Annotated in this window: 20 protein-coding genes; 4 read left to right on the top strand and 16 right to left on the bottom strand. The window is 70.0% G+C overall.

The genetic code is table 11. The annotated features are described in order from the left end of the window. Positions 1-21 precede the first annotated feature (21 nt). Positions 22-291, top strand: a complete 270-nt coding sequence (locus tag J4H91_RS02905) for a hypothetical protein (protein WP_208044763.1) — start codon at positions 22-24, stop codon at positions 289-291. A gap of 72 nt (positions 292-363) precedes the next feature. On the opposite strand, the gene lysA is transcribed toward J4H91_RS02905, so the two are convergent. From lysA to J4H91_RS02885, 4 genes are all read right to left on the bottom strand, one after another. After that, entirely contained in the window at positions 364-1,662 is a 1,299-nt protein-coding gene (gene lysA, locus J4H91_RS02900) for a diaminopimelate decarboxylase (protein WP_208044762.1), read from the bottom strand. A gap of 183 nt (positions 1,663-1,845) precedes the next feature. Continuing rightward, positions 1,846-2,778 (bottom strand): universal stress protein, encoded by a 933-nt coding sequence (locus J4H91_RS02895; RefSeq protein ID WP_208044761.1) that lies wholly within the window; start codon positions 2,776-2,778, stop codon positions 1,846-1,848. Continuing rightward, positions 2,775-4,364, bottom strand: coding sequence for an amino acid permease (locus J4H91_RS02890; protein WP_208044760.1), 1,590 nt, complete (start codon positions 4,362-4,364; stop codon positions 2,775-2,777). Before J4H91_RS02890 ends, J4H91_RS02895 begins: the two co-directional genes overlap by 4 nt. A gap of 81 nt (positions 4,365-4,445) precedes the next feature. Beyond that, positions 4,446-4,601: a hypothetical protein gene (locus J4H91_RS02885; protein ID WP_208044759.1), complete on the bottom strand. Its 156-nt coding sequence runs from the start codon at positions 4,599-4,601 to the stop codon at positions 4,446-4,448. 122 nt (positions 4,602-4,723) lie between these two features. Here J4H91_RS02885 and J4H91_RS02880 point away from each other — a divergent pair, with 122 nt between their 5' ends. Continuing rightward, positions 4,724-5,644 (top strand): LysR family transcriptional regulator, encoded by a 921-nt coding sequence (locus tag J4H91_RS02880; protein ID WP_208044758.1) that lies wholly within the window; start codon positions 4,724-4,726, stop codon positions 5,642-5,644. A gap of 154 nt (positions 5,645-5,798) precedes the next feature. Here the strand turns inward: J4H91_RS02880 and J4H91_RS02875 are convergent, their stop codons facing one another. From J4H91_RS02875 to J4H91_RS02825, 11 genes are all read right to left on the bottom strand, one after another. Beyond that, positions 5,799-7,091: a thymidine phosphorylase gene (locus J4H91_RS02875; RefSeq protein WP_208044757.1), complete on the bottom strand. Its 1,293-nt coding sequence runs from the start codon at positions 7,089-7,091 to the stop codon at positions 5,799-5,801. Positions 7,092-7,148: 57 nt separating this feature from the next. Then, positions 7,149-7,595 (bottom strand): cytidine deaminase, encoded by a 447-nt coding sequence (locus J4H91_RS02870; RefSeq protein WP_208044844.1) that lies wholly within the window; start codon positions 7,593-7,595, stop codon positions 7,149-7,151. Between the two features lie 178 nt (positions 7,596-7,773). After that, a complete protein-coding gene (locus J4H91_RS02865) occupies positions 7,774-9,114 on the bottom strand; it encodes an ABC transporter permease (RefSeq protein WP_208044756.1) in 1,341 nt (446 codons plus the stop codon). After that, on the bottom strand, positions 9,111-10,388 hold the full coding sequence (locus tag J4H91_RS02860; RefSeq protein ID WP_208044755.1) for an ABC transporter permease: 1,278 nt from the start codon (positions 10,386-10,388) through the stop codon (positions 9,111-9,113). The genes J4H91_RS02865 and J4H91_RS02860 overlap by 4 nt, the downstream gene beginning before the upstream one ends. Further along, positions 10,385-11,896, bottom strand: coding sequence for an ABC transporter ATP-binding protein (locus tag J4H91_RS02855; protein ID WP_208044754.1), 1,512 nt, complete (start codon positions 11,894-11,896; stop codon positions 10,385-10,387). Before J4H91_RS02855 ends, J4H91_RS02860 begins: the two co-directional genes overlap by 4 nt. Before the next feature lie 94 nt (positions 11,897-11,990). Then, positions 11,991-13,082, bottom strand: a complete 1,092-nt coding sequence (locus J4H91_RS02850; protein WP_208044753.1) for a BMP family lipoprotein — start codon at positions 13,080-13,082, stop codon at positions 11,991-11,993. A gap of 180 nt (positions 13,083-13,262) precedes the next feature. Next, positions 13,263-14,255 carry a Ppx/GppA phosphatase family protein gene (locus J4H91_RS02845; protein WP_243752570.1) on the bottom strand — a complete coding sequence of 331 codons (993 nt, stop codon included), beginning with the start codon at positions 14,253-14,255 and terminating at the stop codon, positions 13,263-13,265. Between the two features lie 33 nt (positions 14,256-14,288). Beyond that, positions 14,289-15,194, bottom strand: a complete 906-nt coding sequence (locus J4H91_RS02840) for a Dyp-type peroxidase (protein WP_424960820.1) — start codon at positions 15,192-15,194, stop codon at positions 14,289-14,291. 138 nt (positions 15,195-15,332) lie between these two features. After that, on the bottom strand, positions 15,333-16,025 hold the full coding sequence (deoC, locus tag J4H91_RS02835) for a deoxyribose-phosphate aldolase (RefSeq protein WP_208044752.1): 693 nt from the start codon (positions 16,023-16,025) through the stop codon (positions 15,333-15,335). A gap of 74 nt (positions 16,026-16,099) precedes the next feature. Then, complete coding sequence (locus J4H91_RS02830) at positions 16,100-18,715, bottom strand: DEAD/DEAH box helicase (RefSeq protein WP_208044751.1); 2,616 nt, start codon at positions 18,713-18,715, stop codon at positions 16,100-16,102. 17 nt (positions 18,716-18,732) lie between these two features. Further along, complete coding sequence (locus J4H91_RS02825; protein ID WP_208044750.1) at positions 18,733-20,580, bottom strand: ABC transporter transmembrane domain-containing protein; 1,848 nt, start codon at positions 20,578-20,580, stop codon at positions 18,733-18,735. Positions 20,581-20,736: 156 nt separating this feature from the next. On the opposite strand from J4H91_RS02825, the gene J4H91_RS02820 reads away from it, so the two are divergent. After that, positions 20,737-21,978, top strand: a complete 1,242-nt coding sequence (locus tag J4H91_RS02820) for a winged helix DNA-binding domain-containing protein (protein WP_208044749.1) — start codon at positions 20,737-20,739, stop codon at positions 21,976-21,978. A 9-nt stretch (positions 21,979-21,987) separates the two neighbouring features. Beyond that, positions 21,988-23,718 carry a cation:proton antiporter gene (locus J4H91_RS02815; RefSeq protein WP_208044748.1) on the top strand — a complete coding sequence of 577 codons (1,731 nt, stop codon included), beginning with the start codon at positions 21,988-21,990 and terminating at the stop codon, positions 23,716-23,718. Positions 23,719-23,860: 142 nt separating this feature from the next. On the opposite strand, the gene alr is transcribed toward J4H91_RS02815, so the two are convergent. Then, positions 23,861-24,967, bottom strand: coding sequence for an alanine racemase (alr, locus tag J4H91_RS02810; RefSeq protein ID WP_208044747.1), 1,107 nt, complete (start codon positions 24,965-24,967; stop codon positions 23,861-23,863). Positions 24,968-24,975 lie beyond the last annotated feature (8 nt).

Genomic DNA, 24,975 nt, shown 5'->3' with positions numbered 1-24,975 from the left:
CCCTCGAAGAGGAGGTGCATCATGCGACACGCAGCTGAATATCCCGCATTCGAGAAGCATGCGGCGGCACCCTCCCCGCACTGGGACCGCCCGCACGACGGCAACCGCACCGAGGCCCCCAACGGCCACGGCACCGTTCGCCGCTGGCCCCCGGGCAAGACGCTCGATCGCCCCGTGCTCGACGGGGCGACGCAACCCGCCGAGAGCGAGCACGACGTCGACAACCCCTGGCGCGGGCTCGCCGACCCCGGGCTCGTCAACCACCCGGGCGGCAAGCCGAGCTTCTGGTGATGGCGGAAGCGGAGGCCCGGCTACTGAGCACCCGGGAGAAGTCCGAGGGATCCGCGAGGGATCCGACGGCGATCAGAGCGACGGCGCGTGGAGGGCGAGGAACTCGTCGTAGGTCTCTCGGCGCGCGACGAGGCGGGCCTCGCCGTCCGCGACGAAGACGACCGCGGGCTTCAGCGCGCCGTTGTAGTTGTTCGCGAGCGTGTAGCCGTAGGCGCCCGTCGTCGCGGTCACCACGAGGTCGCCCACGCGCGCCGCCGGCAGCGGCGCCCGGTCGACGAGCAGGTCGCCCGACTCGCACTGCCGGCCGACGAGCTGCACGGTCTCGGTCCACGGCTCGGTGGCGCGGTTCGCGAGCAGCGCCTCGAAGCGCTGCCCGGTGAGCGCGGCGTCCATCTGGTCGGCGAGCCCGCCGTCGACGGCCACGAACACGCGGCCCGTGCGCTTCACGGTCGTAGCCCGGTAGAGGGTGACGCCGGCGCGGGCGACGATCGAGCGACCCGGCTCGATCATGAGCTTGGCGTCCGCGGGCAGGTGCTCGCGCGCGGCGTTCACGACGGCGTCGAGGTAGGCCTCCACCGTCGGGGCATCGTCGGAGTACGTGTACTTCACACCGACACCGCCGCCCACGTCGTAGGTCTCGAACTCGCCCGCGGTGGAGATCTTCTCGACGGCCTCGGCGAACTGCTCCACCTCGAGGATCTGCGAGCCGATGTGCAGGTGCACGCCCTCGAACTCCATGAGCGGGTGCGCGCGCATCCGCTCGATCGCCGCGAGGGCCTGGTCCATCGGCAGCCCGAACTTCGAGTCGGAGCCGCCCGTCGCCTGCGAGGCGTGCGTCTTCGCCTCGACGCCGGGGATCACGCGCAGCATCAGCTTCTGGGGCTTCGTGAGCAGCCGTTCGAGCCGGTCGAGCTCATCCTCGTTGTCGACGATGATCACGGCGATGCCGGCCTCGAGCGCCATCGCGAGTTCGGCGTCGGTCTTCGCGTTGCCGTGCAGGTGCAGGCGCTCGGGCGGCACGCCCGCGGCGAGCGCCATGCGCAGCTCTCCCCCGCCCGCGACGTCGACCGAAATGCCCTCCTCGGCGGCGAGCCGGTACATGCCCGCGGCGGGGAACGACTTCGACGCCCACAGCACCTCGGAGTTCGGCCAGCGCTCGGCCATGCCGTCGACGAACCGCCTGATCTGCCTGCGCAGCCCCGCCTCGTCGTACACGTACAGCGGCGTGCCGTATCGCTCGGCGAGCTCTTCCACCGACACCCCGCCGATGTGCAGCACGCCTCGCTCGTCGACGCCCGACTCCTCCGGCAGGATCGACCACAGCTCTCCGAGTCGCGTTCCTTCGGGGCTGGGCTGGGTGAGGTGAGTCATGACTTCCATTCTGTCGGTGGGACTGGGTGAGGGATCGGAGCTGCACACCGTATGCGATCTGCAGAAGATATGCCGCACGAGGTCGAAACGGGCATATCTTCTGCAGATCGCATATCTTCGGCGCACGCATGCGCGGGCCGACTCAGTCGGTGCCCGGAAATGCCGGGGCCCGGTGCCTGCGGGCTACCCGAGGAGCTCGTCGGCCTGCGCGGCGTACTCGTCGGCGGCCCTGCGCGGCACCACCACGACGGGCACGGGCGAGTTGCGCACGATCTTCACGGCGTGCGAGCCGAGGGAGATGCGGGCGAGCGGGCCGAGACTGCTCGAGCCGACGACCAGCACCTCGGCGTCGAGCCACGGGATCGCCCGCAGCGCCGCGTGCCAGCTGTCGCCCGATCCGACGACCACCTCGACCGAGTCGGGCTGCCGCTCGAACTGCTCGATGCTGTCGAGGATGGCGCCGGCGTCCTCGCGGATCTGCGCCTCCCAGTCGGCGATGATCTCGTTCTCGGCGTCGCTGCCGACGCCCGCGGTGAGGAAGCCGCGAGGGCGGGTGTGGAACGACGCGATGCGGATCCCCTCCCCGGCCTCGGCGGCGATCGCAGCGGCGCCCAGCACGAGCTCGGCCGAAGTCTCGGAGCCGCTGTAGGCGGCGGTGACGCGCTCGAGCTTCGCGCCGGGCGCGGCCTCGAAACCGTGCGGCGCGACGACGACCGGCAGGTGCGCGCTCTGCAGCAGGCCCGTGGCGACCGAGCCGAGCACCACCTCGTCCTCGGACCCCGCATCCTTCGCACCGACCACGAGCCGCTGCGCACCGGCCTGCTCGCACGCCTCGAGCAGGCCGCGGCGCGCGCTCGACGCGTCGTGCACGACATAGCTCGCCTCGACGTCCTGCGGCACGAGGGCACGGGCCTCGTCGAGGGCGGTCTCCGCCTGCTCGCGCACGAAACGCTGGTACTCCCCGTCGACGCCGCTGATCGGGCGCTGCGGGGGCCAGCCGGCCGAGTTCACCGAGACGACCACGAGCGGCAGCTCCGACGAGCGAGCCAGAAGTGCGGCGAGGCTCACCGCCGAGTGGGAGCAGTGCCCGGGTGCGACGCCGACGACGACGCTCATCGTGCACCCCCGTCGTCGCGGGTCGAGGATCCCTCATCGCCGAGGTCGTCGGCACCCGCAGCGGCGGTGCCCCTCGTCTCCACACCCGCCACGGGGATGCTGCCGGTCTCGATGTGGGCCGCCGCGCGCTCGGCATCGCCCTCGCGGTACTTGCCTGGGCCCACGAGCACGATGAGGCCGGTCTTCAGCTGCTCGCCGAGCACCGAGTTCTTGCGACCGGTGAACCACCACCACACGAGCACGACGGCCGTCCAACCGAGGAACACGAAGATCGTGATGGGGCGCAGATCCTTGATGATCCAGAGGCAGCCGACGATCGACAGGATCGGGATCACCGGGTAGAACGGCACCTTGAACTTGCGCTCGAGATCGGGCTCGCGCCTGCGCAGCACGATGACCGCGACCGACACGACCGTGAACGCGGCGAGCGTGCCGATCGACGTCATCTCGGCGAGGAAGTTGATGGGGAGCACGCCCGCGAGGATCGCGACGATCACCGAGACGATGATGGTATTCGCGACCGGGGTCATGGTGCGCGGGTTGACCTTCTGGAAGATCTTGGGCGCCATGCCGTCGCGCGACATCGCGAACAGGATGCGGGTCTGCCCGTAGAGCACCACGAGCGTCACGCTGAAGATCGAGATCACGGCGCCCGCGGCGACGAGCGTGCCCGGCCACTGCGCTCCGATGATGTTCTCGAGAATCTGCGAGAGGCCGGCCTCCTGGCCCTCGAAATCCTCGGTGGGCTGCGCACCGAGCGCCGCGACCGCGACGAGCACGTACATCGAGGTCACGACGACGAGGGCGGCGACGAGCGCGATCGGCAGGTTGCGGCGCGGGTTCTTCGCCTCGTCACCCGCGGTGGCGACGGCGTCGAGGCCCACGAAGGAGAAGAAGATGAGACCGGCGCCCGTCATCACGCCGCTGAAGCCGAAGGGCGCGAAGTCGGCGAAGTTGTTGACGTTCCAGCCGGTGATGCCGACCGCGACGAAGAACAGCAGCACCGCGATCTTGATGAGCACCATGATCGTGTTGGCCACGACCGAGTGCGAGGTGCCGCGGATGAGCAGGAAGGCGCACATCGCGATGAGGATCACGGCGGGCAGGTTGATGATCCCTCCCTCCTCGGGGGCCGCGGAGAGCGCCTCGGGCAGCCGGAAGCCGAACAGGTTGCCCATGAGCTGGTTCACGTACTGCGACCAGCCCACCGCCACCGCGGCGGTCGACACGCCGTACTCGAGCAGCAGACAGGCCGCGACACCCATGGCGGGCAGCTCGCCGAGCGTGCTGTAGGCGTAGGAGTAGGAGGAACCCGAGACGGGCACGCTGCTCGCGAGCTCCGCATAGCAGAGCGCCGAGAGGCCCGCCACGGCCGCCGCGATGACGAAGGACCAGATGACCGCGGGGCCCGCGATGGGCACGGCCTCCGAGAGGATGAAGAAGATACCGGTGCCGATCGTGCCGCCGACGCCGATGAGGGTGAGCTGGAAGAGCCCGATGCTGCGCTTCAGCGTGGAGCCCCCCTCACCCCCGTCGCGTGGCACCGGCTTCACCCGGAAGAGCTGCTGTCGCAGTGATGTGGCCATGTCGTATTTCTCCAGACTTCTTTGTCCTCGGGCTGCCCGCCGCGGAACTGATCCCCGCGTCGGTGCGGCTCTGGTGGTCAACTATAGGCCTCTTTCGAGACCGGGTTGTTTCAACTCCCGATAACGGTTCCGCACGACGCCGAAGCGCAGGATCCGGGAGTCGATGACGCCGCGCACGCTGGCGAACTCGGGGAGCCCGCGCGCGTCGGAGCAGAGCGCCCGCTCGTGGGTGAGCATTGCTCCATCGTGCGACAGTGATCCCTCCAGACGGAATCCCCGAGACCTCTCTGGGCTCACATATGCTGTATATGACTGGCGGTCGAATGACCGCCGATCTGATATATGGGATAGGTGACGCGATGATCGACCTGCGGCAGTTCGCAGCCCTGCGCGCGGTGCACGGCGAGGGATCCGTGACGCGCGCGGCCCGCCGGCTCGGTTGGAGCCAACCCACCGTCGACTACCACCTCAAGAACCTCGAACGGCTCGTGGGCGCACCCGTGCTGCACCGCACCACCCGGGGCAGCACCCTCACGCCCGTCGGCACGCTGCTGCTCGAACGCGGACAGGAGATCCTCACCCTCACCACCCGCGCCCTGCGCGACGCGCAGGACCTCACGACCCGCGGGCAGGTGCGGCTGCGATTCGGCACCTTCCCCACCGCCGCCGCGAAGCTGCTGCCCTCCGTCGTCGCCCAGGTCGGCGAGCACAGCGTCGAGGTGGACGCCACCCTCTCGGAGGTGCCCGTGCTCGTCGACCGCGTGCACCGCAGGGAGCTCGACGCCGTACTCGTCTACTCCGTGCCCGGCTACGAGCTGCCGTTCCAACCCGGCATCGTCACGACCGAGGTGCTGCGCGACCCGCTGATGCTCGCCCTGCCCGACGACCATCGGCTCGCCGCACGCACCTCGATCGACCTGCCCACCCTGCTCACCCTGCACGACGAGCGCTGGCTCTTCGGCGCCACCTGGGACGACCCCATGGACCGCGTGGTGATCGACGCCTTCGAGCGGGCCGGTCACGCGCTCGAGGTGGCGATCCACACCGACGACTTCCAGGTCATGCTCGGCATGATCGCCGCGCGCATGGTGATCGGGATGGTGCCCCGGCTCGCGAGCGGGCCCGTGCACCCGGGCGTGGTGCTGCGCCCCATCGAGGATCCGTCCTTCGCCCGATCCGTGCTGCTCGCGGCCCCCGGCGAGGGATCGCAGCGGCAGCCCTCCGCGGCCGTGCGGCGTCTCGCCGCCGCGATTCGTCGCGCCGTGTCGGAGTTGGAGTGAGTGGGGAGCAGCCCCGCTCGCTCACCGCTGGTCGAGCGAGGCGAAGCCGAGTCGAAACCACGGAGGACCCTCGATTTCGACTCGCTCCGCTCGCTCAATCACCGGGAAGTCGCTCCGCTCGCTCAATCAGCGGGAAGGGGGCGCGCCTGAAGCCTCAGTCCCGCGCGATGCGCTCGCGCACGAGCGGGCCGGAATCCGGCGCTTCATCGCCGATCTCCCACGCGCCATCCAGCGCCTCGAGAGCGCGGTCGAAACGGGCCGCATCATCGGCGGAGAGCGTGAAGAGCGGCTGCCCGGCCTCCACACGGTCCCCCGGCTTCGCGTGCAGGTCGATGCCCGCCGCGTGCACCACCGGATCCTCGGCGCGCGCACGACCGGCGCCGAGGCGCCACGCCGCGATACCGAAGGGCAGCGCCTCGAGCCTCGTCACCACGCCCGGAGCAGGGGCGGTCACCACATGGGTCTCGCGAGGCGTCGGCAGCTCGGCGTCGGGGTCACCGCCCTGCGCGCGGATCATGCGGCGCCACGCGTCCATCGCCCGGCCGTCGTCGAGCGCGGCCTCCACGTCAGCATCCGGCTGCCCTACGAGTGCGAGCATCTCCCGCGCCAGCGCGACGGTGAGCTCACGGATGTCGGCCGGCCCTGCGCCGGCGAGCACCTCGACCGATTCGCGCACCTCGTTCGCGTTGCCGATCGCCAGCCCGAGCGGCACGTTCATGTCGGTGAGCAGCGCCGTCGTGCGCACGCCCGAGTCCTCGCCGAGCGACACCATGGTGCTCGCGAGCTCCCGTGCCTTCTCGAAGTCCTGCATGAATGCGCCCGAGCCGAACTTCACGTCGAGCACGAGCGCGCCCGTGCCCTCCGCGATCTTCTTCGACATGATGCTCGACGCGATGAGCGGGATCGAATCGACCGTGCCGGTCACGTCGCGCAGCGCGTAGAGCTTCTTGTCGGCCGGCGCAAGGCCCGACCCCGCAGCGCAGATCACGGCGCCGACCTCGTCCAACTGGGCGAACATCTCCTCGTTCGAGAGGGCCGCGCGCCAGCCGGGGATCGATTCGAGCTTGTCGAGCGTGCCGCCCGTGTGGCCCAGCCCCCGGCCCGACAGCTGCGGCACCGCCACGCCGAATGCGGCCACGAGCGGCGCGAGCGGCAGCGTGATCTTGTCGCCCACCCCGCCCGTCGAGTGCTTGTCCACGGTCGGCTTCGACAGCGCCGAGAAGCTCATGCGCTCGCCCGACGCGATCATCGCATCGGTGAGCACCCGGATCTCGTCGCGTTCCATACCGCGCTGGAACACCGCCATCGCGAACGACGCCATCTGCGCCTCGGAGACGTAGCCGCGGGTATAGGCGTCCACCATCCAGCGCAGCGCGGGCTCGGGCACCGCCCCGCCGTCGCGCTTGGCGCGGATCACATCGACGGCGTCGTAGGGCTCTACACTCATGGCTGGTCCTTCCGGGAGGGATCTGGTTGCTCGGGTCGTGGCGGCATCGCCGCGAAGCTACCGCCTCGTGCGGTCGAGGTCACGGGGGCCGAAGGCGTCGGGGATCACCTCGTCGATCGTGCGGATTCCCGAGACCGTCTCGAGCAGCATCCCCGGCGCCGAGTGCTCGAAGAGCAGCTGCCGGCACCTGCCGCACGGCATGATCGTCTCGCGCTCGCGGTTCACGCAGACGAAGGCTACGAGCCGCCCGCCTCCGCTCATGTGCAGCGCCGAGACGAGCGCGCACTCCGCGCAGAGCGTCAGCCCGTACGAGGCGTTCTCGACGTTGCAGCCCGAGACCAGCCTGCCCGACTCCGTGAACGCCGCCGCTCCCACCGGATAGTCCGAGTAGGGCACGTAGGCGCGGTCGAGAGCCGCGATCGCCGCGGCGCGCAGGCCGTCCCAGTCCACGTCGCCGCCCGCGCCTCCGGACGCGCCGTCGCCCGACGCCTCATCGCCGAGGATCTCGCCGTCGACGGTCTCGTCCACGACGAGTTCACCCCGTCTCGGCTCCGAAGAATGTGCGCCCGCGGAATCCGAGGAGCCCTCGTGTTCTCGGGCGAGGGATCCCTCACCCGCAGGAACCGAGGATCCCTCACCCGCGGGAATCCCGTCACCGGTGTCGGCCACAGTCGTCTCCCCTCTACGCCTTGATGTAGGGCTTGCCCGCCGCCGCCGGCCCCCGGGAACGGCCGACCAGGCCGGCCACCGCGAAGATCGTGACCACGTAGGGCAGCATCAGCATGAACTGGCTCGGCACCGGCGAACCGATCACCGAGAGCACGCCCTGCAGGTTCGTCGCGAAGCCGAAGAGCAGCGCCGCCAGGGTCGCCTTGATCGGATCCCACTTGCCGAAGATGACCGCGGCGAGGGCGATGAAGCCGGCGCCGGCCGTCATCTCGCGATTGAACGCGGGAACCGAGGCGAGCGTGAAGAACGCGCCTCCGAGCCCCACGATCGCCCCGGCGAGCATGAGGTTCAGGTAGCGGGTGCGCGCCACCTTGATGCCCACGGTGTCGGCGGCCTGGGGGTGCTCGCCCACGGCGCGCAGGCGGAGGCCCCAGCGGGTGCGGTACAGGGCGAAGGCGACGCCCGCCACTACGAAGTACATGATGTACACGATCACGGTCTGCCGGAAGAACACGGGCCCGATCAGCGGGATCTCGCTGAGCACGGGGATCGCCACGGCCTTGAAGGGCTGCGGCGAGTTCAGCAGCGCGGCGTTCGGGGCGAGCACCTTCGAGAAGAGGAACGTCGTCACACCGATGACGAGCACGTTGAGCACGACACCGACGATCACCTGGTCCACGAAATAGGTGATGGCGAACACGCCGAGCACGAGCGACACGAGCAGGGCGGCGAGCATCGCGGCGACGACGCCGGCGGTCCCGGCGATCGCGGCGGCAGCGCCGTCGGAGATGTCGGCGTTCGCGAGCACGCCGTTGAAGACGAGCGAGGCGACCACTGCGGCGCTGAAGGCGCCCGCGAGCAGCTGCGCCTCGATCGCGATGTTGACGACGCCGACGCGCTCGCCGATCACGCCGCCGAGAGCGCCGAAGACGAGCGGCGTGGCGAGCGCGAGCGCGCCGCCGAGCAGGCCGACCATCGGGATCGTACCGCCTGCCGCGGCCCAGGCGAGGAAGCCGACGAGCAGCAGCACCACATAGGCGATCGTGAGCCACATCGGCGTGCGGCGCCCGCGCGAGGTGAGCAGCGTCGACAGCGCCGCACCCGCGAGCAGCAGCACGGCGGCGACCCAGGCGGTGCCATTGGCCGGAACCACCAGATCGGGCATCGCGAAGAGCTCGTGCCCCGCGGTCAGCCGGAAGGTCGCATTCCCCTCGCGAGGCGCGAGCAGCGGCAGCAGTGTGAAGAGCACGGCGAACACGCCGAAGATGATCGGCGCCTTCCACGAGACGACGGTGACGCGTCGCAGGTCCTCGCTGACCGGGCCCTGCGACGGGACGACGGCGGTGGCGCTCATGCGGACGCCTCCTTCTTCTGGCGGCGCTGCTGCTTTCGGCGCTTGCGGTCGGGATCTGGGAGGTGGAACATCGCCCGCACGAGCGGCGGCGCGGCGATGAAGAGCACGATGAGCGACTGCACCACGAGCACGATCTCGACCGGAACACCCTGCGACGCCTGCATCGCGAAGCCGCCCGCCTTGAACGCTCCGAAGAGCAGGCCGGCACCGAGGATGCCGATCGGCGACGACCGGCCGAGCAGTGCAACGGTGATCGCGTCGAAGCCGATGCCGGCATCGATGTCGCCGCCGAAGCCCGAGGTGACGGTGCCCTGCACCTGGCTCACGCCGGCGATGCCTACGAGAGCACCCGCGATGAGCATCGCGAAGAGGTACATGCGACCGACGTTGATGCCGGCGACCCTCGCCGCATCGGGGTTCTCGCCGACGGCCCGGAAACGGTAGCCGAGGCTCGAGCGCTCGAGCAGCCACCAGGTGAAGGCGACGGCGATGAGCGCGAGGATGAGGCCGGCGTGCAGTTTGAACTGCGGGCCGAGCAGTTGCGGCAGCACAGCGGTGTCGGCCATCGCCGCGGTCTTCGGGTTCTTCGAGCCGGGCGCTTGCAGCACGCCCTGGGTGGCGAGCATCCAGGCCAGCAGGTAGACCGCGATGTGGTTGAGCATGATCGTCACGATGACCTCGTGCGCGCCGGTCCGAGCCTTCAGGAAGCCGGCGATCCCCGCCCAGATCGCTGCGGCGGCGAGGCCGGCGACGATGGCGGCGATCATGTGGATGCCGGCGGGCAGGTCCACCGAGGTGCCCACCCAACCGGCCGCCGCGGCAGCCATGAGCAGCTGGCCCTGACCGCCGATGTTGAACATGCCGGCGCGGAAGGCGAGGCCGACGCCGAGGCCCGCCGCGATGAGCGGGGTCGCGAACTTCAGCGTCTCGGTGAGGGGCTTGATGCCCTTCGCGAAGCTGTCGGCGCGGAAGTTGTAGATCGATCCCTGGAAGAGCGCGATGTAGGCTCCCGAGACCGAATCCCAGATCGCCTTGAAGGTATCTCCGGGCCGGGAGAAGAAGTACCCGGCCGCCTCCTGCACATCCTTGTCGGTGCAGGCGATCATGATCGAGCCGACGAGCACCGCGGCGAGCACGGCGAACACGGAGATGATCGCGTTGCCGGTCGTGATCTGCCTGCCCGCGACGCGCCAGCGAGACGGTCCGAGCGAGGGATCGGGCGCCGGCAGCGACGACGCGGACGACGGGGTGGCCTGGGGCGTGACGTGGCTCATGCCGCCGCTCCTTCGTTCATCCCGGCCATCATGAGGCCGAGTCTGTCGCGCGGAGTGTCTCCTGGCACGATACCGACGACGCGGCCACGGTACATCACCATGATGCGGTCGGCGAGCGCCGCCACCTCGTCGAGCTCGGTGGAGATCACGACGACGGGGACACCCGCGTCACGGGTCTCGATGACGCGCTGGTGGATGAACTCGATCGATCCCACGTCGACGCCCCTGGTGGGCTGCGCGGCGATGAACAGCTGCAGATCACGGCTCAGCTCGCGGGCGATGACGACCTTCTGCTGGTTGCCGCCCGAGAGGCTGCCCACCGGCTGCGAGGGACCCTGGGTGCGGATGTCGTACTCCCGGATCTTCTCGGTCGCGAACTCGTTCAGAGCGCGCAGCTGCAGCGACCCGGCCTTGACGAAGGGCGCGCCGTGCGAACGGTCGAGCATCATGTTCTCGGCGACGCTGAACTGCTTGACGAGCCCGTCGACGCTGCGATCCTCGGGCACGAAGCCGACGCCGGCGTCGAGGATCTCGCGCACGCTGCTGCCGAGCAGTTCCCTGCCGCCGAGCCGCACGCTGCCGCGCGCACCCGGCTGCAGTCCGACGATGGCCTCGGTGAGCTCGGTCTGACCGTTGCCCTGCACACCCGCGATGGCGAGCACCTCGCCCCGGCGCACCGAGAAGCTGACGTCGTCGACGAGCACGAGGCCCGCCGCGTCGTTGACGGTGAGGTGCTCGACGGTGAGCGCCTCGTCGCCGAGCTGCGGCGGGTTCTTGCGCACCCTGAGCTCGACGGCCCGGCCCACCATGAGCGAGGCCAGCTCCTCGTTGCTCGCGGTCGGCGACGCCTCGCCGACCACCCTGCCGAGCCGGATGACGGTGATGCGGTCGGCGACCTCGCGCACCTCGCGCAGCTTGTGCGTGATGAAGACGATGGAGGTGCCGCCCTCGCGCAGCTGCCGCATCGTCGCCATGAGCTCGTCGGTCTCCTGCGGCGTGAGCACGGCGGTGGGCTCGTCGAACACGAGCACCCTCGCGTCGCGGGAGAGGGCCTTGATGATCTCGACGCGCTGCTGCACGCCGACAGGCAGATCCTCGACGATCGCGTCGGGGTCGACGTCGAAGCCGAAGCGATCGGAGATCTCGCGCACCCGACGCCTCGCCTCGGCGAGGTCGAGCACGCCGCCGGCCTTCGTCGCCTCGTTGCCGAGCATCACGTTCTCGGCGACGGAGAAGACCGGGATGAGCATGAAGTGCTGGTGGACCATGCCGACGCCGGCTGCCATGGCATCGCCGGGGCCGGAGAAGTGCTGCACCCTGCCGTCGAGCACGATCTCGCCCTCATCGGCCTGGTAGAGGCCGTACAGCACGTTCATGAGCGTCGACTTGCCCGCGCCGTTCTCCCCGAGCAGGCAGTGGATCTCCCCCGGTTCGACGGTAAGGTCGATGTGATCGTTGGCGGTGAAGTCGCCGAAGCGCTTCGTGATGCCGCGAAGTTCAAGCTTCATGTGCTCGATCCTAGTGGTGTGGAACGCCCGGGTGCGGGCGGAGAAATGGGGCGGGAGCGGCCCGTGTGCACCGGCCGCTCCCGCTCTGATCACCTCAGCTGAGGTAGGACTTGACGGTCACCTTGCCGTCGATGATGTCCTGCTGCAGCGCCTCGACCTCCTTGACGAGGTCGGCGTCGACCTTGTCCTCGAAGTTATGGAGCGGGGCGATGCCGACGCCCTCGTTCTCGAGGGTGCCGATGTAGGACTCGGGATCGAACTTGCCATCGGCGCTCGACATCACGGCCTCGTAGGTGGAGAGGTGCATATCCTTCAGGATCGAGGTCAGCACGAAGTCCTGCGTGCTGGGATCGGTCTCGAAGAGGTCGGCATCGGTGCCGATGAGGGCGACGTCGCGACCCGACTCCTTGATCGCCTGCAGCGCCGACTGGTAGATCGGGCCGCCGACGGGCAGCAGCACGTCGACGCCCTGGTCGAGGATGTTCTGCGCGGTCGACTTGGCGTCCTGGTTGGCCTCGAAGCCGCCGGTGAACGAGCCGGTCTCCTTCTCGCTGTCCCATCCGACGACCTGCACGTCGGTGCCCTTGACCTCGTTGTAGTGCTTCACGCCCTGCGCGAAGCCGTCCATGAAGATGGTCACGGTCGGGAACTCCATGCCGCCGAAGGTGCCGACCTTGCCCGCCTCGGACTGTCCGGCGGCGAGGTAGCCGGCGAGGAACGCGGCCTGAGAGGTGTCGTACAGGAGGGGCTTGACGTTCTCCGCGTCCTTGTTGCCGTCGAAGTCGTTGTCGGCCGCGTCGTCGACGAGGATGTAGTCGACGTCGGGGTTCGCGGTGGCCGACTCCACGGTCGCAGCCGAGAGCGCGAAGCCGACGGAGACGACGGCGTTGCAGCCCTCGCCCACGAGGCTCTCGAGATTCGGGCCGAAGTCGGTCTCGCTGTTGGACTCGACGCTCTTCAGGTCGACGCCGATCTCATCGGCGGCCTGCTTCGCGCCCTCGTAGGAGAGCTGGTTGAACGACTTGTCGTCGAAGCCGCCGGCGTCGGAGACGATGCAGGGGATGAAATCGGAATCGCCCTTCGCCGAGTTGCTCTCCTCGGGCGCCTGCCCGCAGGATGCGAGACCCAGAACGAGACCGGCCGCGGCTGTCGCGCCGATCAGCTTCTTGGTGTGAGAGATGGTCAATTCGTACCTCCCTGTATGAGCGCCCGCGCGTTCGCAGGCGAATGCGTACTCATCGACATTCCTACCGGAGATCGTCGGGCTCCGGAAAACCAGGGCGGAATAGTTACGATTCCGACATTTTCCCGGCCCGTTCACCCGCGGTCTCCGTACACTATCGCGAATACACGACGGGATCTGCGGCTATGCGCCGCCGTGCGCAGCGGATTCGGTGGGACGCAGAGCGCTGTGAGCCGCATCGACTCCGCCCGCGTCGAGCGCGTCGATGTAGCGCAGCACGATGCCCTCCCGCAGTGCCCACGGCGAGATCGTCAGCGTATCGACCTCGAACACCTTCATGGCGGTGCGCAGCACGACCGCCCCCGCCATGATCTGGTACCCGCGCTCGGGGGTGATGCCCGGCAGATACTCGCGTACCGATCCCGGCATGTCGCGCAGCGTGGGCTCCCACTCCCGCAGGCCGACGTAGTGCAGCTGCGCCAGATCGCCGGTCACGGGATCCGAAGGGCCGCCGATGAGCCGCGCGAGCGAGCGAATGGTCTTCGAGGTGCCGACCACCCGCTTCGGGCGGGGTCGGCCCGCGAATATCTCCTCGCGAACGCGGGCGAACTCGGCCCTGGCGTGCGCCCGCAGCTTGGACACCGCCTCGCGCGTGGGCGGGTCCTCCGGCAGGTAGTTGATCGTCGAGCGACCGGCACCGAGCGGCAGCGACACCTGAACGTCGGGGTACTCGTCGGCGCCCTGCGCGATCTCGAAGGAGCCGCCGCCGATGTCGAAGAGCAGGATCTCCCCCGCCGACCATCCGAGCCAGCGCCGCACGGCGAGCATCGTGATGCGCGCCTCCTCCTCACCGGAGAGCACCTGCAGCCGCACGCCCGTCTCCCGTTCGATGCGGGCGAGCACCGCCTCGCCGTTCGCCGCCTCGCGGATCGCGCTCGTGGCGGTCGCGATCATGTCGTCGACCCCGATCTCGCGCACGGTCTCAGCGGCCTCCGCGATCGCGGAGACGATACGGTCCACGCCCTCCTCGACGATCGCTCCGTCGGAGTCGAGGTAGCGCATCAGCCGCAGCACCGACCGCTGCGAGTGGTAGGGCACCGGGCTCGCGCCGGGGTGAGCGTCGACCACGAGCAGGTGGACGGTGTTGGATCCGACGTCGATCACTCCGAGGCGCATGGGGAGATTCTAGAGGGATCCCTCGTCCTCCGCCTACACCGGGTCGCCGAGAGAGGCGAGCATGCCGGGCGCCGGCACGAAGTAGGCGCTGCCCGTCGCCGGAGTGGAGAAATCGAGCAATCGGTCGTGCAGGCCCGGCGGATCACCGATGAACATGCGCTCGAGCATCCGCTCGATCACCCAGAGGTGACGGGAGTAGCCGATGAAGTAGGTGCCGTATTCACCGCTGCCGGGCCTGGCGAACGGCATGTTGTCGCGGACGATATCGTGCTCGCCCGCCTCGTCTTCGATCGTGGCGAGCGTCTTGTGCGCCTTCTGCGCGTGCGCGGCTGCGTCGTCGAGCTCGACGTTGTCGGCCTTCGTACGGCCGATGACGGCCTCCTGCTGCTCGGTCGTCAACGCCTGCCACGCATCGAGCTCGTGCAGATACTTCTGCACCACTGCGTAGCTGCCGCCAGCGAAGCCGCGGTCCTCATCGCCGACGATCGCCGACAGCGGCAGATCCGGTCCGATCGGATTCGCGGTCCCGTCCACGAAGCCGAGCAGGTCGCGCGAGTCGAAGTACCGGAAACCGGAGACCTCGTCGACGACGGAGACGGAGGAGCCGAGATCCCTCAGCAGCAGGCGCTCGAACTCGAAGGCCAGATCCTCGCGATCGGCGCGGATGTGGAACAGCAGGTCGCCCGGCGTGGACACGGCCGTGTGCCGCTTCCCCGACACCTCGCGGAACGGGTGCAGCTCGCGCGGTCGGTCGGCTCCCGCGATCCGATCCCACACTCGCGCCCCGATCCCCGCGGTGCAGGAGAGCCTGGCCGTCGGCGCGCGGAACCCGACGGTCTTCACCAGTGCCTCGAGACCCGAGAGCACCTCGCGAACGGTCGCAGCCGCACGCGGATCGTCCTCGACGGTGACGACCAGGAACACCGCGTGCAGCGTCAGCGGTCACTCGATGTTCTGCGTGCGGTAGTCGCCCTGGTCCATGTCATCACGCTAACACCGCGCCGGTACGGACGGGGCCGAGCCCGGCCGTGTCCCGGCCGGCGCAGCCGAGAACGGTGTCGGCACCGCTCGGGCGGCTCAGTAGCCGGATCCCTCGCCCTCATCGGAGCTGTCCCACTGCTTCACGATCGGCTCCGTGCTCGAGATGCCGAAGCGCGTCGCCCCCGCCCGCCACATGCGCCGCGCCGCCTCGGCGGTGCGGATGCCGCCAGAGGCCTTGACACCGAGACGATCGCCGACGGTGGCCGACATGACGCGCACGGCCCCGGTCGTCGCATTGCCCGCGGCGTGGAAGCCGGTCGAGGTCTTCACGTAGTCGGCGCCCGCCGCCTCGGAGGCGAGGCAGGCGGCCTCGGTCTGCTCGTCGGTGAGGGCCGCGGTCTCGAGGATGACCTTGAGCACGGAGGCGGGAACGGCGCGCCGCACGGCCCGGATCTCGTCCTCCAGCGCCTCCCAGTCGCCCGCCTGCAGGAGGCCGGGGTTCACCACCATGTCGATCTCGTCTGCACCGGCCTCGACGGCCTGCGCAGCCTCGAACGCCTTCACCTCTGCCGAGTGCACGCCCGTCGGGAAACCCACGACCGTGACGATCTCGAGCCCGCGCTTGTCGGCGGGGATCAGGGTCGGACTCACGCACACCCGGGCCACTCCGAGCGCGACCGCCGACTCGATGAACGCATCGAGCTGCGCGCGCGTCGTCTCGGGGGCGAGCAGCGTGTGATCCGCGTTCGCGAGGAAGGTCTCGGTGGTGAGGGGACGCTCTTCAGTCATCCCTCGATTCTACCGCCGGGCAGACCCCGATCCGACCGGGCCGACGTCCGTGCGCGGCACCCCCGGGTCGGCCGTCACTCCCGCAACGGCCCGACCCGCTCCACCCGCACAGCGGGTTCACCGAGCTGTTCGGAGGCGCGGAGGTCGATCGATCCCTCGATGCCCCAGTCGCGATCGCCCGCCGGGTCGAGCAGCACCTGCCTGAACCGCCACTCCCCCGCGGCGAGCGCGTCGGCGCCGCGATCGAGCTCGAGCAGACCCGACGCACGCGCGTCGGGCCCGACCCCGATCTCGTCGTACTCGGTGAAGTAGCCGTCGAGCGCCTCGCGCCACCTCTTCTCGCCGAAGCCGCCGGTTCCCGACCCGGCCGAGGGGCCGTCGAGTTCCGCGAGCTCGTCGTAACGCTCGAACGCGGCCGCCTGCACGCGCCTGAAGAGCGCGTTGCGCACCATGACCGTGAAGGCGCGCTCGTTCGCGAGCAGGGATCGGGAGGGAGGGGCGAGGGATCCCTCGATCTCATCCGAATGCGCCCGCTCCTCGAGCTGCCCCACCGCCGCGGGGTCGGCGAGCGCGGCCCACTCGTCGACGAGGCTCGAGTCGACCTGGCGCACGAGCTCGCCGAGCCAATCGATCAGCTCCTCGAGCTCGTCGTTCCTGGACTGCTCCGGCACCGTGCGCTCGAGCGCACGGAACGCATCGCTGAGATAGCGCAGCACACCGCCCTCGGCCCGGCCGAGCTGGTAGAACGAGACGAGGTCGCGGAAGCCGAAGGCCCGCTCCACCATGTCGCGCACCACCGACTTCGGCCTCAGCTCGTAGTCCCGCGCCCAGGGCACCTCTTTGGCGTAGGCCTCGTACGCCTCGCCGAGCAGTTCTTTGAGGGGCTGCGGATGCGTCACCTCTTCGAGCAGCTCCATGCGCTCGTCGTATTCGATGCCCTCGGCCTTCATCGCCGCGACGGCCTCGCCGCGGGCCCTGTGCTCCTGCGCGCGCAGGATCGCTCGCGGGTCCTCGAGAGTCGACTCGATGATCGAGATCACATCGAGGGCGTAGCTCTCGGATTCCGGATCGAGCAGCTCGATCGCCGCGAGCGCGAAGGGCGACAGCGGCTGATTGAGGGCGAAGTTCGCCTGCAGCTCGACCGTGAGGCGCAGCAGCCGCTGCCCGTTCACCTCGCGCACCTCGACGATGCCCCCGCTCCGCAGCGTGCGGAAGATGCCGAGGGCGGTGCGCGCGTGCGCGAACTGGGCGGCGCGCGGCTCGTGACTGTCGAAGATCAGCATCTGCATCGTGTTCAGGGCCTCGCCCTCCCACTCCTCGCCGCGGCCGATCACGCCGAGCACCATCGAGTGGGTGACGCGCATGCGGCTCACGAGGGGTTCGGGTTCCGAGGCGACGAGCTTGTCGAGCGTCTGCTCGCTCCACCCGACGAAGCCCTGCGGGGGCGCCTTCTTCTTGGGCCCCTTGCCGATCTTCTTGCCGGCAGCGGCCTTGGCCTGCGCCTTCGCACTCTGCTTGGCGTTCTCGACCTCGTGCTCGGGGGCGAGGGCGATCACGTCGCCCTCGGTGTCGAAGCCCGCGCGGCCCGCCCTGCCCGCGATCTGGTGGAACTCGCGGGCCGAGAGCCGGCGCATCTTCTCGCCGTCGAACTTCGTGAGCGCCGTGATGACGACGGTGCGGATGGGCACGTTGATGCCGACTCCGAGCGTGTCGGTGCCGCAGATCACCTTGAGCAGGCCGCGCTGCGCGAGCTGCTCGACGAGGCGGCGGTAGCGGGGCAGCATGCCGGCGTGGTGCACGCCGATCCCGGCCCGAACGAGTCTCGAGAGCGTCTGCCCGAAACCCGTGGAGAAGCGGAAGTCGCCGATCGCCTCGGCGATCGCGTCGCGCCCGGCACGGTCGACCACGCGGATGCTCGCGAGCGCCTGCGCCTGCTCGACGGCGTGCGACTGGTTGAAGTGCACGAGGTAGGCCGGGGTGCGGTGCTCCTCGACGAGGCGTTCGACGACTTCGTGGGCCGGGGCGACCGCGTACGAGAAGTGCAGCGGGACGGGGCGCTCGACTCCGGTGACGAGCGCGGTGTCGCGCCCGGTCGCGTCGCTCAGATCGGCGGCGAGTTCGGTCACGTCGCCGAGCGTGGCCGACATCAGCAGGAACTGCGCGTCGTGCATGAGCAGCAGCGGCACCTGCCACGCCCACCCGCGCTCGGGATCGGCGTAGTAGTGGAACTCGTCCATGATCACCTGAGTGATGCCGCCCGCATCGGGGTTGTCGACGTCTTTGTCGCGGATCGCCTGGTTCGCGAGGATCTCGGCCGTGCAGCACAGGATCGGAGCGTCGGGGTTGATCGAGGTGTCGCCGGTCACCATGCCCACGCGCTCGGCGCCGAACACCGATACGAGGTCGAAGAACTTCTCGCTCACGAGCGCCTTGATGGGCGCCGTGTAGACGGTGCGCCTGCCCTCGGCGACCGCGACGAAATGCGCGCCGAGCGCCACGAGCGACTTGCCCGTTCCGGTCGGGGTCGCGAGGATCACGTTCGAGCCGAGCGCGATGCCGAGCACCGCCTCCTCCTGCGCGGGGTAGAGGCGCAGGCCGCGCTGCTCCCACGCCCACTCCTCGAAAACCGCGTAGGCCTCGTCCGCGCTCGCGATCTCGGTCGCACCGTCGAGGATCTGGCCCAGGTTCATGGTGCTCAAGCCTACTGTCACCCCACGACGTCGAAGCGCTTGAGTCGCTTGCGGTCGGCCTTCGAGGCCGAGTGCTGCAGGGCGAGCAGTTCGGCGTAGATGCCGCCCGACTGGGCGAGTTCGGCGGGCGTGCCGATCTCGTCGATGCGTCCGTCGCGCAGGGTGACGATGCGGTCGACCTCGGCGATGGTCGAGAGCCGGTGGGCGATGATGAAGCTCGTGCGGTCGCTCATGAGATCCTCGAGCCCGGCCTGCACCAGCCGCTCCGACTTCGTGTCGAGCGCCGACGTCGCCTCGTCGAGCACGAGGTAGGGCGCGTCCTTCAGCATGGCGCGCGCCACCGCGATGCGCTGCTTCTGCCCGCCCGAGAGCTTGATGCCCCGCTCCCCGATGAGGGTGTCGTAGCCGTTCGGCAACCGCTCGACGAACGACGCGACGGCGGCGCGCTCGGCGACCGCCTCGATCTCCTCGCGAGTGGCGTCGGGCCGGCCGTAGGCGATGTTCTCGGCGATCGTGCCCGAGAAGAGCGAGGGATCCTGGAAGACCGCGCCGATGCTGCGCCGCAGCGCTTCGGGCGAATCGCCCGCCCCGGCGACCTCGATCGTGCCCGAACGCGTCGCGTAGAGCCCCATCAGCAGGTTCACGAGCGTCGACTTGCCGCCGCCCGACTCGCCGACGAACGCGATGCGCTCGCCCCGCCTCACCGAGAGGGTGACGCCGGAGAGCACGTCGGGGTCGTCGTCGTAGCCGAAGCGCACATCGGTGAAGCGCACGACCTCGGGGGCGGCACCGTCCTGGTGCCCGACGACGTCGGGGGCCGCGCCGTCTCCGCTCCGCACGAGTTCGACCGGCCGTCCTCCCCCGCCCTCGACCTCGTCGGGATCGAGCTCCATCACCTCGAAGTACGATTTGGAGCCCGCGGTGGCGCGCTGCGCCGTGTCGACGACCCAGCTGAGGCTCGTGACGGGCTGCCGCGCGAGCGCCATGAGCTGGATGAGCATGACCATGTCGCCGACGCTGAAATGCCCCGTCACGGTGCGCAGGAAGATGATGACGTAGAGGGCGAAGAAGATGACGTTGAGCACTCCGCGGCGCAGCGCGTCCATCGTGTGCCAGTGCCGCGACTGCGCGCCCGTGAGCGTCACCGTCTCGTCGAAGTGCTGTTCGAAGTGCCGCAGCTCGCTGCGCTCGCGCACGAACGACTTCACGACGCGCATCTGCCCGACCACCTCGGCGAAACGACCGGAGGCGACGTCGACGTGCTCGTTCTTCTCGTTCTCGAGGCGCTGCCACTTGCGGCTCGTGAGCGCGGTCAGCCAGAGGTAGACCGGGTAGGCGATCGCGAGCAGCACGGCGAGGGGCCAGTAGTACCAGGCGCTGATCGCGAGCACGGCGACCGTCGTCATGAACATCGTCACGAACATGTTCGAGAACGTCTTCATGAAGTTCGTGATCTCGGTGATCGAGCGGTTCAGCCTGGCGACGATCGTGCCCGTGAGCTCGTGATCGTAGTAGCGCTGGGGCAGCGCCAGCAGCTTCTCGAAGTAGCGGGAGGAGAGGATCGTGCGCATCTTCGCGCTCATGACGTCACCCCAGTAGCCGCCGATGTTGCCCATGAGGGTCTCGACGAGGCTCGCGGCGAGCAGGGCGACCGCGAGCAGCACGACCGTGCGGACGGTGCCCTCCGCGACGCTCTCACCGCGTGCGACGGCTCCCACGGCGGAGACGACCACGTCGGTCGCCCGCCCCGTGATGAAGGGCACGGCGAGGCCCGCTCCCGTGACCACGACGGCGGCGATCGTGATGCCGGCGTAGTAGGGGGCGAGGGATCGGGTGAAGCGCAGGATGCGCAGCAGTGGGGACACGAGTGCCTTCCGGAGGGTGCATCGTTGGGCGGGCGGTCTGGGCGTCGGAGACGCGGCGGCCCGTTCGGCAGCTGCCATGATACGCGCGGCCTGCGACATTCCCGGGCCGTGTTCGCTCGCAGCGCCGATGTCGGAGGCGCGCCATACACTGTGCCCATGGACGCGACTCCCTCGATCACCCCGGCAGAACTGCTTCGCCTGCGCATGGCCGCACTCGGCCTGGCCGAGTCGGCCGTCGGATCGACGCCCGGCCCGAGCATCCGTGAGGGATCCGCGCCCGCCGGCCCCGCGCCGGTGCCCGCGGGCGAGGCATCCGGCCCGCAGCTCGTCGCGGCCGTGGCCAGGCGCATGCTCGCGGTGCAGGGCCAGGACTGGCGCTCGGCGCGGTGGGCGCTCGGCGTGCGCGCGCCCGGCACCACGGTCGATGACGTGACGGCGGCGTTCGAGGCGGGTCTCATCGTGCGCTCCTGGCCCATGCGGGGCACGATCCACGTGGTCGCGGCTGAGGACATCGGGTGGATGCAGCGCCTCACGAACCATCGGGTGCTGTCGGGCGCTCCGAAGCGGCGGGAGTTCCTCGGCATGAGCGACGCGGTGCTCGATCGGCTCGTCGAGGTCTCGACCGCTGCGCTCGCGGGCGGCGCCTCGCACGACCGCGACAGCCTCGCCGCGGTGTGGACGGAGGCGGGTATCGAGTGGCGGAGCAACTGGCGCTACCACGTGATCTGGTGGCTCTGCCAGAACGGCATCGCGGTTTTCGGTCCGTCGCCGGGCGGCGGCGAGCCGCGGCTCGTGCTCGCCGCCGACTGGATCGCATCGCCGCGCGAGCTCTCAGGAGACGAAGCCCTCGCCGAGCTCGCCGTGCGCTACACCGGGGCGCGCGGCCCCGTGCGCGTCAAGGATCTCGCGTGGTGGAGCGGCCTCACGGTGCGCGAGGCCAAGCAGGCCGTCGCCCTCGGCGGGGAGCGCGGCGACCTCGTGCCGCTGCGCCTCGACGGGGTCGCGGGTGCGGCCGGCGAGCTGTGGGCACCCGCAGACCTCGCCGATCGCGCGCTCGCGAGCGGAGCGAGCGGATCCCTCGCCCCCTCGTGGCTGCTGCTGCCGGCCTTCGACGAGCATCTGCTCGGCTACACCGACCGCGACGCGCAGCTCGACCCCGCGCACTTCGAGCGGATCGTGCCGGGCCGCAACGGCATGTTCCTCGCGACGGCAGTGCACGACGGGCGCGTCGTGGGCACCTGGAGACGCGGCTCGCGAAAGGGATCGGGCCTCGCGGTCACCCCGCTCCCCGGTGAGGAGATCGATCTCGACGGGCTCGCCCCCGAGGCGGCGCGATGGGCCGCATTCCACGGCACCGGGCAGACGCCGCTCTCGATCGCCCCGTCCGCAGGCTCGTAGGCTTATCCCATGGAAATCGGACTCCTCGCCGTCGCCGCGGTCGTGGTGCTCGTGGGCGCGTCGATCCTCGGCGGCCGCATCGGCATCGCCGCGCCGCTGCTGCTCGTGGTCATCGGCATCGGCATCGGCTACCTGCCCATGGTGCCGCCGGTGCGCGTCGACCCCGAGATCATCCTGCTCGGCGTGCTGCCGCCGCTGCTCTACTCGGCCGCGGTGAACACGCCTCTCGTCGACTTCAGACGCAACATCCGGCCGATCGCCGGGCTGTCCGTGGTGCTCGTGCTCATCTCGGCGATCATCATCGGCTGGCTGCTCCACCTCGCCGTGCCGAGCATCCCCTTCCCCGTGGCGGTCGCGCTCGGCGCGGTCGTCAGCCCGACAGACGCCGTCGCCGCCACCTCGATCGGCAAGCGGCTCGGCATGCCCGAACGGCTCGTGTCGATCCTCGAGGGCGAGAGCCTCGTCAACGACGCGACCTCGCTCGTGCTGCTGAAGACGGCGCTCGCCGCGATCGCCGGCAGCTTCGCGTTCTGGAACGCCGCGGGCACCTTCGTCTTCTCCGTCGCGGCCGCGATCGTCATCGGCTACCTCGTCGGGGTGCTCACCGTCTGGGTGCGCTCCCATCTCGTGAGCCCCGTCTACGACACCGTCGTCTCGTTCGTGGTGCCGTTCGTCGCGTTCATCCCGGCCGAGGAGATCGGTGCTTCGGGCGTGCTCGCCGTCGTCGTCACGGGCCTGTACACCGGCCACCACTCCGCCAAACGGTTCAGCGCGACCGCCCGCATGAACGAGCGTCTGAACTGGCGCACGCTGCAGTTCGTCATCGAGAACGGCGTCTTCCTGCTCATGGGCCTCGAACTGCATTACCTCGTCGACGAGGTGGGCGGCGACGAGCTGCGCTTCGAGCACCTGCCGCTCATCGCCCTGGGCGTGGTCGCCGTGCTCATCCTCGTGCGCGCGCTCTTCCTCGTGCCGATGCTGCTCTCCATGCGCGGCGCCGTCGGCCGCTACGAGGCGCGCAGCGAGGGCATGTCGCGCATCGCCGAGCGGCTGCGCGGCAAGAAGAACGTCGACCCCGAGAAGGCGCACCGCTTCAGAATGCTGGAGCAGCGCAACCAGGCCGACCTCGACCACGAGCGCGACCAGCAGCTCGGCTGGCGCGACGGTGCGGTGCTGTCGTGGAGCGGCATGCGCGGCGTCGTCACGCTCGCGGCAGCGCAGTCGATCCCCACGGAGGTGCCGTTCCGCCCCCAACTCGTGCTCGTCGCATTCTTCGTCGCCGTCATCACCCTGCTGCTGCACGGGCTCACGCTGCCATCCGTGATCAAGCGGCTGTGGCCCGACGGTCCGGGGTCGCAGCACGATCGCAAGGAGCTCGCCTCGCTCAGCCAGGACCTCATCGAGGCCGGCAACGCGGCACTCGACGACCTGCTGCAGCAGCCGTCGGGCGACGAAGAGCTCTTCCCGACTCCGTCGGAGCAGGTCGTCGAACGCGTACGGGCGAGCTCCCGCAACGCGCTCGCACCGCTCGCGGTGGCGCTGCCCGCCACGGGGGCGATCGAGACGCTCGAACAGGAGACGCCGGCGCAGGCCTACCTGCGTCTCGCCAGGCTCGTGCTCGACGCGCAGCGCGACGCGCTGCTCGAGGAGCGGGCCATCGGCCGCTACAGCTCGAGTGCGCTGCGCGCTGCGGGCCTGGCGCTCGACGCCCACGAGACGCGACTCGCGCCGCTGCAGTAGCGCCGACGAGCGGTGAGCGCCGTCGTAATGGCCCCGCAGGAACTGAGGTACGCGCTTCCGCTCCCGTCGCTGCTGGTCAGCCGATGTCCTGTTCTCGCGAATTCTCGACATCTACTGCCGAGCGGAGAAGGGACGACGACGATCACGCGGGGACGCGCGGCACGCGGTGCCCGATGCGGGTGACGATCTCGTAGTTGATCGTGCCGGCGGCATCGGCCCACTCGGTGGCCGACGGCGCACCCGTGGCGGGGTCGCCGAAAAGCGTCGCGACGTCGCCCTCCGCAACGGGTGCATCGCCCACGTCGAGCACCAGCTGGTCCATCGCGACACGGCCCGCGACCGTGTAGCGCTCGCCGTTCAGCAGCACCGGCCCGCGGCTCGAGGCCTGCCGCGGCACGCCGTCGGCGTAGCCGAGCGGCACGAGCGCGAGGGTGGTCTCGCGCTCGGTGCGATAGGTGTGGTCGTACGAGACGCCCGCACCGGCGGGCACTCGACGCACCTTCGCGACGCCGGCCCGCAGCGTCATCGCGGGGCGCAGGCCGAGCTCGGCAGAGCTCACGCCGTCGAAGGGCGACAGACCGTACATGCCGATGCCGAGGCGCACGGCGTCGAGACGGGCCTCCGGCAGCTCGAAGGTGCCGTGGGTCGCCGCGAGGTGGCGCGTCTCCGGGTGCACCCCGAGCGACTCGGCGAGCGCGACCGCAGTCAGATACTCCCCGAGCGCCTCCCGGTTCGACTCGGGAGTCGTGTTGGCGAGGTGGCTGAAGATGCCGGCCACCCGCACGGAGCCGGCCGCCTCGAGCCGGGCGGCCTCCGCGAAGAGCACCTCCCATTCCTCGGGGGCGGCGCCGTTGCGCGAGAGGCCGGTGTCGAGCTTGATGTGCACTCGGGTGGGACGGCCGGCCCGCGCTGCGTCGGCCGCCGCCGCGAGCTGCCCGATCGAGGAGACGCCGAGTTCGATGCCATGCTCGGCGGCCTCCGCGAAACTCGCCCCCGCACCGTGCAGCCAGGCGATCAGAGGCGCCTCCAGCCCCTCCGCACGCAATGCGAGCGCCTCGCCGATGTCGGCCACGCCGATGCGACGCGCACCGCCCTCGAGCGCGGCCCGTGCGACGGTCATGGCGCCGTGGCCGTAGCCGTTCGCCTTCACCACGCCGATCACCTCGACGCCCGTCAGCCCGGCGACGTGGGCGACGTTCGCCGAGATGGCGTCCGCATCGATCACGGCTTCGCGGAAGAGAGCGGTCATACTGTGCA

Source organism: Leucobacter ruminantium (assembly GCF_017565705.1).
Classification (GTDB): domain Bacteria; phylum Actinomycetota; class Actinomycetes; order Actinomycetales; family Microbacteriaceae; genus Leucobacter; species Leucobacter ruminantium.
Note: the sequence above shows the minus strand (reverse complement) of the source record. Positions and strands in the feature narration are given on the sequence as shown.

Excerpts from the sequence above, each read along its gene's own strand:
- J4H91_RS02905 (WP_208044763.1), top strand. The coding sequence starts at position 22 with ATGCGACACGCAGCTGAATATCCCGCATTCGAGAAGCATGCGGCGGCA.
- lysA (WP_208044762.1), bottom strand. The coding sequence starts at position 1,662 with ATGACTCACCTCACCCAGCCCAGCCCCGAAGGAACGCGACTCGGAGAG.
- J4H91_RS02895 (WP_208044761.1), bottom strand. The coding sequence starts at position 2,778 with ATGAGCGTCGTCGTCGGCGTCGCACCCGGGCACTGCTCCCACTCGGCG.
- J4H91_RS02890 (WP_208044760.1), bottom strand. The coding sequence starts at position 4,364 with ATGGCCACATCACTGCGACAGCAGCTCTTCCGGGTGAAGCCGGTGCCA.
- J4H91_RS02885 (WP_208044759.1), bottom strand. The coding sequence starts at position 4,601 with ATGCTCACCCACGAGCGGGCGCTCTGCTCCGACGCGCGCGGGCTCCCC.
- J4H91_RS02880 (WP_208044758.1), top strand. The coding sequence starts at position 4,724 with ATGATCGACCTGCGGCAGTTCGCAGCCCTGCGCGCGGTGCACGGCGAG.
- J4H91_RS02875 (WP_208044757.1), bottom strand. The coding sequence starts at position 7,091 with ATGAGTGTAGAGCCCTACGACGCCGTCGATGTGATCCGCGCCAAGCGC.
- J4H91_RS02865 (WP_208044756.1), bottom strand. The coding sequence starts at position 9,114 with ATGAGCGCCACCGCCGTCGTCCCGTCGCAGGGCCCGGTCAGCGAGGAC.
- J4H91_RS02860 (WP_208044755.1), bottom strand. The coding sequence starts at position 10,388 with ATGAGCCACGTCACGCCCCAGGCCACCCCGTCGTCCGCGTCGTCGCTG.
- J4H91_RS02855 (WP_208044754.1), bottom strand. The coding sequence starts at position 11,896 with ATGAAGCTTGAACTTCGCGGCATCACGAAGCGCTTCGGCGACTTCACC.
- J4H91_RS02845 (WP_243752570.1), bottom strand. The coding sequence starts at position 14,255 with ATGCGCCTCGGAGTGATCGACGTCGGATCCAACACCGTCCACCTGCTC.
- deoC (WP_208044752.1), bottom strand. The coding sequence starts at position 16,025 with ATGACTGAAGAGCGTCCCCTCACCACCGAGACCTTCCTCGCGAACGCG.
- J4H91_RS02830 (WP_208044751.1), bottom strand. The coding sequence starts at position 18,715 with ATGAACCTGGGCCAGATCCTCGACGGTGCGACCGAGATCGCGAGCGCG.
- J4H91_RS02820 (WP_208044749.1), top strand. The coding sequence starts at position 20,737 with ATGGACGCGACTCCCTCGATCACCCCGGCAGAACTGCTTCGCCTGCGC.
- J4H91_RS02815 (WP_208044748.1), top strand. The coding sequence starts at position 21,988 with ATGGAAATCGGACTCCTCGCCGTCGCCGCGGTCGTGGTGCTCGTGGGC.
- alr (WP_208044747.1), bottom strand. The coding sequence starts at position 24,967 with ATGACCGCTCTCTTCCGCGAAGCCGTGATCGATGCGGACGCCATCTCG.